The organism is Mesorhizobium sp. PUT5 (genome assembly GCF_052216645.1).
Taxonomy (GTDB): Bacteria; Pseudomonadota; Alphaproteobacteria; order Rhizobiales; family Rhizobiaceae; genus Mesorhizobium.
Genome location: NZ_JBQOSO010000003.1, coordinates 1,761,694 through 1,773,254, shown reverse-complemented (window position 1 = coordinate 1,773,254; position 11,561 = coordinate 1,761,694). Strand labels below are relative to the sequence as shown.

The window sequence follows — 11,561 nt, the reverse complement described above, 5'->3', positions numbered from 1 at the left end:
CTGTCTCTTATGAAACGATCCGGCGCTGGTCAGTAATTGATGGCGAAGGAAAGCATCGGGTCGTAATGGGCCTCCCAATATGCCTTCCAAATCGTCTTGCTGACAGGACCGACCGCGCCATTGCCGATGGGTGCGCCATCGAGCCTTGTGATCGGCATGACACCGCCAGCGGTCGTGACGAACAGCATTTCTTCGCAATCATAGGCCATGCTGACCGGCACATCTTCAAGGCGGCATTCTATGCCGTTGGTCTTGGCCACTTCCATCACGGTCTTACGTGTCACTCCTTCGAGGACGCCGCGGCGCGGCGTGAACAGGACGCCGTTCTTGATGACGCAGACATTGAAGCCGGAACCCTCGGTCAGATTGCCGTCCCCATCGGTCAGGATCGGATAGTCGGCGCCACGGTCGCGCGCCTCGAACATGCCGCGCACGAAATCACCCCACTGCAGGTTCTTCACCGTCGGGTCGATGGCGCCTGGCGGCACGCGGCGCACGTCGCGGGCAATGATGGCTGAACCGCCGGTCTTCTGCACCTCTTCGCCCATCACCCAGACAAAGGGCTGCACGATCAGATAAAGATTGTTCTCGATCTCTTCGGGCGCGTATTGACGGATGAATTTGAGGCCGCGCGTAACGATCATGCACACATAAGCATCGCGTATGCCGCTTCTGGCAGCCATTTCGACCAGCTTCTGGCGGATGGCGTGACGATCGAGCGGGCTGCGGAGACGAAGCCGATTCAGGCTGCGCTCAAATCGATCGAGGTGATCGTCGAGGCGGAAGAAGCGGCCGTCCCAGATTGCCGGCACATCGTAAGTCAGGTCGGAATGAAGGAAGCCCTGGTCGAGAATAGGGATCCTGGCCTCATGGAGAGGATAAAGCTCGCCTTCGATATAGGCGACCCCTTGGGCGAACGGGTTGGAACTGGCTTGCAGGTCGGCAAGGCGCTGGCGATAGCCGGTGAAAATGAAGTCGGTGTAGGACATCCTTGCCTCCGCAAGATCGGTCTGTGAATTGCAGTACCGGGTTGGTTCGGGCGTCCGGCAACGCGGCGCAACCGGACGGTCAAATGAGACCCGATGGGTCAATCAGGCATTTGTAGCCCACGTCGAGCGGCCCCTCTCCCGGTCTGCGCTTCGCACCGCTGGTCTCTCCCCAAGGGGAAAGGCGCTTGCAATGCTGGCTCTCCCCTTCCCCCGCCGGGGGAAGGGGTTGCGAAGCGACAGGATGAAAGGACTCTCAAAAGCGATTGCCCTTTGTCAGAGCCTCGCCATGCCTGGCACTCAATCGTCGAGCGAGATTTCGTACAGAGGTACGTTGGAACTCGGCGAATTGCGCAGTCCGTGCACCTTGGCGCTGTAGGCCAAGATGGTGTTCGGGCTCATCATCGGGATGATGACGTTCTTCGCCTTTATCTTCTCGCCAATGTCGAAATAGATCTTCTCCGCCTCCTCGGGCGGCGACTTCAGCGCGTCGGCCAGCATGGTCTGGCTCTCCGGCAGCAGGAAGGACGGGTCGCGTTCCGCCCCACCGCGCTTGGCCCAGGGCGTGTCCGGCCCGAGACCGAAATAATTCACGTATTGCGAGGTGCCGTAGAAGTCGGGCGCGAAGAACACGAAGGAGATCGGGATGTGATCCTTCATGGCCATTTCACGCCAGTTCGGGAATTCGACCGGCTTCAGGTCGAGCTTGACGTTCACCTTGGCCAGATCCTGCTGGATCTTCTGCATGGCCAAGGTGAAATCGACGCCGTAGACATTGAGCTTCGGATAGGTGGCGTTCAGCGTGAAGCCGTCGGCATGTCCCGCCTTCTGCAGAATCTCCTTGGCCTTCTCCGGATTGTATTCGGGGATCGGATGATTGGCGCCGCCCGGGAAGTCGAGCGGGAAAGGCACCGAGATCAGCCGCGCATTGCCTTCGCCGACAGTGAAGTCGATCAGCGAGTTGCGGTCGACGGCGATCGAGATCGCCTCGCGGATTTCCGGCGTCATCTCGACCGGGTTGGCGACGGCGCCCGGGCTTATGGTCAGATAGACGAAGTTGTTCGACGGCGCCGACTCGACCTTCACGTCGGGTCCCGTCAGCGTCTTGGCGGTTTCAGGGTCGATGTTCATGGCGATGTCGGCCTGGCCGCTCTGCAGCAGTTGCGCCTGGGCCACGGCGTCGCCGACCTGACGGATGACGACTTCGTCGACCTTGGCCGGTTCGCGCCAGTAGTTTTCATTGCGCTTCAGGCGCAGTTCGGCGCCAGGCTGATAGGATTCGAGTACGAAGGGGCCGCTGCCGGCCGAGTGCGACAGGAACCAGGCCTCGGCCTGATCGCTCTGCGCGGCATCCTCCGCGGCCGTGGCCTTGCCCTCGGATTGCGCGACCTTGCTGTTGACGACCGCAAGGTAGGACGCAGCCAAAACGTTGGGCAGTTCCGAATTGGGGCCGGTCGTCTTGACGATCACCGTTTCAGCATCGGGCGTCTCGACCGAGGCAATCGTTTCGACCAGGCTGGAAGCGCTGCCTTTGATGTTCTTCAGGCGCTCGATCGACCATTTGACATCCTCGGCTTCCACCTTCGAACCGTCGGCGAAGACGGCCTTGGGATTAAGCTTGAAGGTGAAGGCGGTCTGGTCCGCATTGGCCGACCAGCTTTCGGCGATCGACGGCACCGGCTTGTTGTCGGCGTCCAGCGCCAGCAGGCTCTCATAGACGGCTGCGTTATAGATCATGCAGGTATCGCACCAGGCCCGCGGAATATCGAGCGAATTGATGTCCATGTCGCGCGCGATGACCAGTGTCTTGGCGCTGGCCGGCATCGTCGCGGCGGTGATGCCGATGAGCATCGTCGCCGCGGCCAGACTCTTCCAACGCGCCTTTGTCAGTTGACTAGATTTCCCCATTTTGTGCTCCTTCCACACTTTTTGGTTTCACGCACTTTGCGTAATGAACTCCAACGCCTCCCGCAGCTTTTCGGCGGACCCCAGCGCGGCCTTGTTCAAAACGGCCGACACGACGGGTGCCGACAGGCTGCCGGAGACGTGGAGAATTTCATGGTCGAGATCGTCGAAGGCGCGGGCCTGGATCTCGGCGATCCAGTGACGGCCGAGAGAAAAGCCGCTTGCCATTTGCTCGGCGATGACGACCCGGTTGGTCTTGGCGACGGAGGCCAGCACAAGCGGCCAGTTGACCGAAAGCTGACCGATCGAACGCATGTCGATGACTTCGGCGTCGATGCCGGTTTCTTCCGCCGCTTTCAGCGCCATCGGCACCATGACCGAGGTTGCAAGCACTGTGCAGGCCGACCCTTGGCGCACGACCTTGGCCTTGCCGAAGGGGATGCAATAGTCGCGCTCGTCGCGCGGCACCAGGGTCTCGCGCTGATAGAACTCGACATGCTCGATGATTGCCACCGGATCGTTGGATTTGAGCGCCGTGTTCAGCAAGCCGACATAGTCGAAGGCGTTGGTCGGCGAGACGACATGCCAGCCGGGAAACAGGCGAAACAGCGCCGACGGGTCACCCGAATGCTGCGAGCCGTAACCCGTATGCGGCGACACGCGCACGCGCATGATGACAGGCACCGGGAATCCGTCGCCGAACATGTGGCGGGCCTTGGCGATGCCGTTGCCGATCTGGTCGGCCGCGACCAGGCAAAAATCGCCGAACATGATTTCCACGACCGGGCGCAAGCCGCGCAACGCCGCGCCCAGCGCGACGCCGGTGAAGCCGTTTTCGGCAATTGGCATGGCGAGCACGCGCCCGGGATACTGTTCGAGAGCGGAACGGGTGAAACCGCTGACGCCGCCACGCAGACGATGGACATCTTCACCCAGGACGATGATCGAAGGATCGGCGGCCATGGCCGCGCCCAACGCTTCGCCGGCCGCGGTGACGAACCGCGCCTTGACTAGCTGGTCGGGCGCATAGTCCTCGATCTCGCGATATTTGAGACCGGCCGTTTCGGCTGAATCGGCCAGGATGCCGTTATCGACGCTCTGCGCCAACGGCCAAAGCCGGTCGGGAATGCGTAGTTGGTTGGAACCGGGCGCTGTTTCAGTCAGGCGGTCGGCCGCCTGTTGCACGACGGCGGTGATGCGCTCGTCAATGGTCAGAAAGCCCTCGTCGTCCAGGACACCGAGCGCGGCAAGCCGGCTTTCCGCCAGGCGCAGCGGATCGCGTTTTTGCCATTCCTGCTCTTCCTCCCGGCTGCGGTAGCCGAAATCGCTGCCGCTTTTGGAGCCGCTCTGGTGGAAATAGCGATAGCACATCGCTTCGATCACAACTGGACCGCGACCTTGGCGGATGATGTCGATGGCCTCGCTCATGGCGCGATGCACGGCCACGACATCCATGCCGTCGCATTCGATACCGGTGAAGCCGAGCATCGGCCCGCGCGAGGATATGCGGGTCTCTGCGGTCACATCATCGATGCGGGTGGATACGGCATAGAGGTTATTTTCTACGAAGAAGATCACCGGCAGCTTGTAGGCGGCGGCGATGTTCATGGATTCATAGGTAGCGCCTTGCAGCGATGCGCCATCGCCAAAGAAGGCGACCGAAATGCCGTCGCGATGCAGAACATGATCGGCCAACGCATAGCCGACGGCGTGCGGGATGTTGCCGCCGACGATGGCACTCGTTCCGGCGACCCCGGAGGCGGCGTCACGCATGTGCATCGATCCGCCGCGGCCTTCGCAATAGCCGGGGGCCAGGCCCATGATCTCGGCCATGAAGCGGTAGACGGCGTCGCTCATGGCAGGCGTGAAGTCCTGCGTGAGCAGATCGAAGTCCGTGCTGGTCTGCGCGTTGACCAGTTTGGTCAGCACCTGATGGTGGGCGCGATGGGTACCGTTGATCTGATCCTCCGGACGCAACCAGTTGACGGCGCCTGCAGCAGCCGCTTCCTGGCCGATGCTGGCATGGGCAGGTCCATGCACAAGGCCGGCCTTCTCCAGATCGAGGATCTTTTCCTCGAACCGACGGATGAGCTTCATCTGGCTGTAGAGGCGGATCAACAGGTCAGCCGGAACGGCGGCCCAGTCCGACTGGTCGACCTCGATCCGGTACCAGGGCGCCGAAGGTTTCAACTCACTCTTGGAGACCAATTTGCGCCCTCTGTTCTACAATTCCGCACCAAGCGGCAACCCCAGCTCGGCCCGCCGCCGCAACCAAAGGCTCGCCCTGTATCGGGGATCGCGCGTGCGATCGTGGATGATATCCAGCATCTTGAGGACGCGGCCGGCGCCAAGCTTGTTGCCCCATTCCAACGGCCCGTGCGGATAACCCAGGCCGAGCCGGACGGCGGCGTCGACATCGGCTGGCGTGGCGATGGCCTGCTCGACGATCTCGCAGCCAATGTTGACGATCATGGCAACGACGCGCTGGCAAACGGCTCCGCAACTGTCCTCGATCATGGTTGCCTTACGCCCGGCGCCGGCAACCACAAACAGTGCAGCCGCCTTGGCATTGTCCGAGGTGGCCGGGCAAGAAACCAAAGTGAGGTGATTGTCGAGGCCGAAGATGGCATCGAACCCCACGCAGGCGGCGGCCGGCAATTTTAGCCGCGCGATCGCGCCGGTCAGGTCCTCGCCCACCAGCCCGACCAGCACCAGAGCCTGGTCCGTATTCGCGTCTGCGGGATCGGTCGAAACCCGGTGACCGGCGGCCTCCAGCAAAAGGCGCATCTCATCGGCGGCTGCGTCGGCCAAGACAATGATGGCCGCAGGTGCGGCCTTGGCGTGCTCCGGCGCGGGCTTTTCCTCCTGCGCGATCTGCCGGTTGCCGTCATAGGTGTAGAAGCCCTTGCCGGTCTTGCGGCCCAGAAGGCCCGCCGCCATGCGCTGGGCGGCGGCGACGGAAGGCCGATAGCGCGGGTCCTGATAATATTGGTTGTAGATGCTTTCCATAACCGGATGCGAAACGTCGAGGCCGGTGAGATCCATCAGCTCGAAGGGGCCCATGCGGAAGCCGGCAGCATCTCGCAGGATGGCATCGATCTGAGGGATGGAGGCGACGCCCTCGCGCAGCATGCCGAGCGCCTCGGTGCCGAAGGCGCGCCCGGCATGATTGACGATAAAGCCGGGCGTATCGCTGGCCAGAACAGCGCGATGGCCGAAACGACTCGTCAACTCGACCAGCGCAGCCTCGACCTTGGGTTCGGTGTGGGCGCCGCGAATGACTTCGACCAACTTCATGGCCGGCACGGGATTGAAGAAATGATAGCCGGCAACACGTTCCGGATTTCGGGCGGCCGCCGCTATGGCCGTTACCGAAAGGGACGAGGTGTTGGTGGCGATGACGGCCTGCGGCCTTACGATTGCTTCGAGCGCGCGCACCAGGTCGCGCTTGACCTCAATGCGTTCAACGACCGCTTCGACCACGAGGTCGGCATCGGCCAGATCATCAAGCTTGTCGATCGGCCGGATGCGCGCAAGGAGACGCTCTACCGCTTCCGGGTCCGCCTTGCCGGCGGCCGCCCGCGCGCGCTGGCGCGTTGTGATCTGGTCCAGTGCGGACTGCGCCTTGCCCGGCTGCGCATCCATGAGCAGAACCGCCAGGCCGCCGGCGGCGAAGACCTCCGCAATGCCTGCGCCCATGACGCCGGCGCCAACAATACCAGCCTTTTCGATTGCAACTTCCCCCACTGCAGTCATTTCCGTCACTCGCCGCTGAAGCTGGGCTTGCGCTTTTCGAGAAAGGCCGAGACACCCTCGCGCTTGTCGGCCGTGTCGAACAAAAGCTGGAAGGCCTTACGTTCCAGACGCAGCGCCGTCTCAAGCGGCGCATCCTCGCCATTGATGACGGCTTCCTTGATCTGCTCGACGGCAATGGGCGGCAGTCTGGCGATCTTGCCGGCAATCTTGAGGCTTGCCTGCAGCGCCTCGCCCTCCGGTGTCAGAACGCTGACCAACCCCGCGCGCTCGGCCTCTTCGGCCGGAAACAGGTCGCCGGTGAGGACCAGCATCAGCGTCTTGTATTTGCCGATGGCGCGCAGCAGGCGCTGGGTGCCGCCCGCACCCGGCATGATGCCGAGCTTGACTTCCGGCTGGCCGAAGGTCGCAGTCCGCGCCGCCACGATGATGTCGGCGTGCATGGCAAGCTCGCAGCCGCCACCCAACGCGTAGCCCTCAACGGCAGCGATAATCGGCTTGGGGCAGCGGGCGACCAGTTCCCAATAGCGATGCGAGCGTTGCAGCAGCATGTCGGCCGCCCCCATCGCCTCGAAGGCCTTGATGTCGGCCCCGGCGGCGAAATGGCCGCCACGTCCGGTGATCACGATGCATCGGATTTCGGGATCAGCCGCGAACGCCTCGACGGCCCTGGCCAGGCTCTCGCGTACATCGAGATTGAGCGCGTTGCGCGCTTCCGGACGGTTGATCTCAACCAGTCCTACGCCTGCCTCAGGCCGACTTTCGATAACGACCGGGGTGTCAACGACCATGCTGCCTCAATCGTGCTTGGAATTAAATTTCATATATGGCAACGGACTATAATGGCAGGACCCAGGGGCATCAAGAAAAATAGTTGTCCGGCTGCCGCGCACTCCGGGCGCGCCGGTGGCGAGGCTTCGGATCTGTCGCCCAATGGCGACACCTGCCTGATGACCACGGCAAGAGGACCAGCGTCTTGCGGCGCTATCGGCGTTGGGTCGAAACCGGCGCGTTCGAAGCGATGCCCGAAACGCTGGCAGAGATGGTCGGGCGGGATCGAAACACCGACATGACCGGCAGCGCCATTGTGCGGTCGGCTGAAAAAGGGGGACCCAAGAGACCGGGGCGCTTGGTCGATGGCGCGGCAGCTTCACTGAACCGCCCCGGGTTTGCCGGAGGCTCCAACTTCCCAATAGGATGGAGCCATGATGAGCAAAACGACGAACAAGTTTTCCCCTGAGGTGCGCGAGCGTGCGGTGCGGTTGGTATTCGATCACGAGGCTGATCATTCTTCGCGCTGGACTGCCTGCCAGTCGATAGCGGCAAAGATCGGCTGCTCGGCGCACACGCTGCTGGATTGGGTGAAGAAGGCCGAGATTAATGCTGGCAAGCGAGCCGGCGTTCCGACAGACATGGCCGAGAAGATGAAGGCTCTTGAGCGGGAGAACCGGGAGCTTCGGCAGGCCAACGAGATACTGCGCAAGGCGAGCGCTTATTTTGCCCAGGCGGAGCTCGACCGCCCATTCAAACGATGATCGCGTTCATCGACGATCACCGCGAGGCGCATGGGGTCGAGCCGATCTGCAGGGTGCTGCCGGTCGCCCCGTCGACCTACCACGATCATGTCGCCAAGCGCGCCGATCCCGAGAAGCTGTCGACGCGGGCGAAGCGGGACCTCGCGCTGAAGCCGGAGATCGAGCGCGTCTTCGCCGAGAACTTCGAGGTCTACGGCACGAGGAAGGTCTGGCGGCAGATGCTGCGCGAGGGCTTTGATGTCGCGCGCTGCACGGTCGAGCGGTTGATGGCCGACCTCGGCCTTCACGGCGTCATTCGCGGCAAGCCGATCCGCACCACGGTGCAGGACAAGGCCGCGCCGTGCCCGCTTGACCGCGTGAACCGGGTCTTCCACGCGCCGGCCCCGAACATGCTCTGGCTTTCGGATTTCACCTATGTCAGCACCTGGTCGGGCTTCGTTTACGTGGCCTTCGTCATCGACGCCTACGCCCGTCGTATTGTCGGCTGGCGGGTGAGCAGGACCGCCCATGCGAGCTTTGTGCTCGACGCTCTCGAACAGGCCTTGCACGAACGCCGACCCGTTCATCGCGGTGGTCTGGTTCATCATTCGGACCGCGGATCGCAATATGTCAGCATCCGCTACACCGAGCGTCTCGCCGAAGCCGGCATCGAACCGTCTGTGGGCAGTGTCGGCGACAGCTACGACAACGCACTGGCCGAGACGATCAACGGCCTCTACAAGGCCGAGGTCATCCATCGCCGGGGACCATGGCGAAGCTTCGAGGCGGTCGAGTTCGCCACGCTGACCTGGGTCGACTGGTTCAACAATCGCCGGCTGCTGGAACCCATCGGCAACATCCCGCCGGCCGAAGCCGAGGAACGCTACTACGCCATGCTGGAAGAACCGGCCATCGCGGCATAACTTAAACCAGAAGGCCTCCGGCAAACCCGGGGCGGTTCATACCCAATACCGACCGGAACGGCAGCCTGGGTCGTCACTCCAGCTCAAATCGCTGGCTACGCGGCGGGCCGCAAGCAGGAAGCCGAAGGGCTGCTTGCTTCGGTAAAAGCGACAGCACAAGATATGGGCATCGAGGCTCGCACGGTCCATGTACCTGACGCCAGAGCCGCTGCGGCCATTCTGGAAACAGCGCAGCAGGCCGGGTGCAATCTGATCGTGATGGCATCCCATGGCCGACGCGGCGTCAAACGGCTGCTGCTCGGGAGCCAGACGGCGGAAGTCCTGGCGAACAGCCAAATACCTGTGCTTGTGGTGCGCTGACTAGCCGCCGGCTATGTGCGTGCGAGCCTTGAGAAGTTAACGAACCCTTGTGCCGTCGCCATTCCACCAGCTTGGCACTGGCATCGTCCGCCTGTCAGCCTTGCTTCCCCTCGCCCCCTCTGGTTTCATACCGTCAGGGTTTGGGAGGAGACAATGAGGCTCATCATCACCGTTTTGGCACTATTCGCGTTCTCTGGCGCCGCTCTGGCTCACGGGGGCGGATGCCGCAAGAATTCGCCGCCCGGCCAATGCTGCCACATGGATAAAAAGGCCGGCGAGGTACATTGCCACTGACGTGGAACTACTCGTCCTCATGATCGTGCTGCACTGGCGCAAGATATTGCTCTTGCTGGCGGTCGTCGTGATCGCCAGTTGGGTCAGAGACGCCTTTGCAGAGCCGCTTGTCGGCCGAGCCTCGGTCATCGACGGCGATACGCTTGAAATTCACGGCCAGCGCATTCGGCTCAACGGGATCGACGCGCCCGAAAGTGCGCAGCTCTGCCAAGATGCGAAAGGGCACGATTACCGCTGCGGCCAGGTTGCAGCCAAGGCGCTGGATAAGTTCCTTTCCCAGTCTCGCCCGACACGATGTGACTTCGTCGAGCGCGATCGCTACGGCCGCTTTGTCGGTGACTGTTACCGCGCTGATGGCCAGTCGGTTGCCAAGTGGCTCATCCGCAACGGCCACGCGATGGACTGGCCGCGCTATTCGAATGGTGCTTATGCCGATGACCAAGCCACCGCGAAGTCAGCACGGCTGGGCATATGGGCCGGAACGTTTCAGGCTCCGTGGGACTGGCGCGCCGCACAGAGCGCGGCGGCGGCGGCAACAATCGTCCCGCTCGTCAGCTCACCACAAACTGGTGGCTGCAATATCAAGGGCAACATCTCCAAGAAGGGCGAGCGCATCTACCATGTGCCCGGGCAAAAACACTACGAGAAGACCGTTATTTCAGAACGTGACGGCGAGCGCCGGTTCTGCTCCGAAGACGAGGCTCGCAAGGCGGGCTGGAGGAAGTCGAAGATCTGACCGCCTCCTGCCTCTTGCCGGCATAGAGAGCAGCACGACGCACATCCTTGTCGGTCAGCGCCATGTGTGGTCACATTCGGGCGGGTTTGGGAGCGACGGGCGAAATTGGTCACAGAAACCGTAACGGCAATATCAGATATCCTACGTACCCTGTTCACGATGCTCGCCTTTTCTGGCGTCGTCGTCGCGCTTCTTGCCTGGCGCAGCAAACAGAGTATGGACCAACGCAAGGACGCGATCGGCTACTCGCTGACGAAAAACCCAGACTATTTCAAAGCCCGCAGTGCGATCGAAAGCAAATTCACTGCCTACTTTGACAGCAAGACGCGCGCCCCGGTTGCGGATGTCGAAAACGACCCCGAAACCCTTCGTCAAACCAAGGTCGTTCTGGCACATTGGGAGACTATGGCCATTTCGATTTTCGACGGAATACTGGACGAAAAAACGTGCTTCGAAATGGTTGCGACCACTCTTGTCAATACGGTCGAGGTGCTCCGGGATTTTATCGATGAGCGCCGCCGGCACCCCCTAAATGTCAGGCGGTACGATTACCTCTTAATATTGACGGATGTCTGGAAAACCAGACTGGACGAAAAGGCCAAGACCGGAACGATAAGCCGCTACGAAGAATACGTTACCAAGGGGCGAAACATCAGCGCGTTCAAACGAAGCCTCGCGATGGACAAGCAGGACTGGTGACCGCGCGGCATGGCCGGCCTCAAGGTTGCTGCCAGCCTCGCGTAGAGGCCGGCACGCTCAGTAGCATCGGGTCGGCCTACCAACGCACGACCGGGCAATTCCGGGCCTTGGAGAACGTGACGTTCGTGTGGTGACCGTGACGAATCCCCGAAACTCGGATGGTATGGCGGCCAACACTGCGAACCCGAGCGTGGCGCACACCCATGCGACGGGCCTTCGACACTGCTTTGGTGGGCGTGCAGGCGTGGCGTTCCCAACCACCGTAACCGACTGTGACGCCATGCGAGGACATCCCGATGTGGAGGCTATCAGCCTGAGCCACTGCAGGAAGCGTTGCCAACGATCCAAGACCGATGAAGGCGGAAAGGGCGGCGATCTTTATGGACTTAAG

9 protein-coding genes and 1 other annotated feature are annotated in these 11,561 nt (G+C 62.0%); of the genes, 4 read left to right on the top strand and 5 right to left on the bottom strand.

The window, feature by feature from the left end:
* Window positions 1-29: 29 nt before the first annotated feature.
* From ACTDI4_RS10050 to ACTDI4_RS10030, 5 genes are all read right to left on the bottom strand, one after another.
* A complete protein-coding gene (locus tag ACTDI4_RS10050; protein WP_442841014.1) occupies window positions 30-989 on the bottom strand; it encodes an aminotransferase class IV in 960 nt (319 codons plus the stop codon).
* Window positions 990-1,286: 297 nt separating this feature from the next.
* The gene (locus ACTDI4_RS10045; RefSeq protein ID WP_442841013.1) at window positions 1,287-2,894 is read right to left on the bottom strand and encodes an ABC transporter substrate-binding protein; all 1,608 of its coding nucleotides are present in this window, start codon (window positions 2,892-2,894) and stop codon (window positions 1,287-1,289) included.
* A gap of 27 nt (window positions 2,895-2,921) precedes the next feature.
* A complete protein-coding gene (locus tag ACTDI4_RS10040) occupies window positions 2,922-5,099 on the bottom strand; it encodes a dehydrogenase E1 component subunit alpha/beta (RefSeq protein ID WP_442841012.1) in 2,178 nt (725 codons plus the stop codon).
* A gap of 15 nt (window positions 5,100-5,114) precedes the next feature.
* Complete coding sequence (locus ACTDI4_RS10035) at window positions 5,115-6,647, bottom strand: 3-hydroxyacyl-CoA dehydrogenase (protein WP_442841011.1); 1,533 nt, start codon at window positions 6,645-6,647, stop codon at window positions 5,115-5,117.
* Window positions 6,648-6,652: 5 nt separating this feature from the next.
* Window positions 6,653-7,435: an enoyl-CoA hydratase-related protein gene (locus tag ACTDI4_RS10030; RefSeq protein ID WP_442841010.1), complete on the bottom strand. Its 783-nt coding sequence runs from the start codon at window positions 7,433-7,435 to the stop codon at window positions 6,653-6,655.
* A gap of 417 nt (window positions 7,436-7,852) precedes the next feature.
* Between ACTDI4_RS10030 and ACTDI4_RS10025 the strand changes: the two genes are divergently transcribed.
* The 4 genes from ACTDI4_RS10025 (at window position 7,853) to ACTDI4_RS10010 (ending at window position 11,170) form a co-directional block, all read left to right on the top strand.
* Window positions 7,853-9,081, top strand: a protein-coding gene (locus ACTDI4_RS10025) for an IS3 family transposase (protein ID WP_442843322.1) whose coding sequence is annotated in 2 segments (ribosomal slippage) — window positions 7,853-8,141 and window positions 8,141-9,081 — 1,230 coding nt in all. Because the reading frame shifts where the segments join, the coding sequence is not laid out codon by codon here.
* Window positions 8,134-8,250 (top strand) — a sequence feature (AL1L pseudoknot). (Overlaps the previous gene by 117 nt.)
* Window positions 9,082-9,126: 45 nt before the next feature.
* Entirely contained in the window at window positions 9,127-9,441 is a 315-nt protein-coding gene (locus tag ACTDI4_RS10020) for a universal stress protein (RefSeq protein ID WP_442843321.1), read from the top strand.
* A 313-nt stretch (window positions 9,442-9,754) separates the two neighbouring features.
* Entirely contained in the window at window positions 9,755-10,471 is a 717-nt protein-coding gene (locus tag ACTDI4_RS10015; protein WP_442841009.1) for a thermonuclease family protein, read from the top strand.
* A gap of 105 nt (window positions 10,472-10,576) precedes the next feature.
* Entirely contained in the window at window positions 10,577-11,170 is a 594-nt protein-coding gene (locus ACTDI4_RS10010) for a DUF4760 domain-containing protein (RefSeq protein ID WP_442841008.1), read from the top strand.
* Window positions 11,171-11,561: the final 391 nt, after the last annotated feature.

Coding starts and splice junctions, on each gene's coding strand:
- ACTDI4_RS10050 (WP_442841014.1), bottom strand. CDS start 989: ATGTCCTACACCGACTTCATTTTCACCGGCTATCGCCAGCGCCTTGCC.
- ACTDI4_RS10045 (WP_442841013.1), bottom strand. CDS start 2,894: ATGGGGAAATCTAGTCAACTGACAAAGGCGCGTTGGAAGAGTCTGGCC.
- ACTDI4_RS10035 (WP_442841011.1), bottom strand. CDS start 6,647: ATGACTGCAGTGGGGGAAGTTGCAATCGAAAAGGCTGGTATTGTTGGC.
- ACTDI4_RS10030 (WP_442841010.1), bottom strand. CDS start 7,435: ATGGTCGTTGACACCCCGGTCGTTATCGAAAGTCGGCCTGAGGCAGGC.
- ACTDI4_RS10015 (WP_442841009.1), top strand. CDS start 9,755: ATGATCGTGCTGCACTGGCGCAAGATATTGCTCTTGCTGGCGGTCGTC.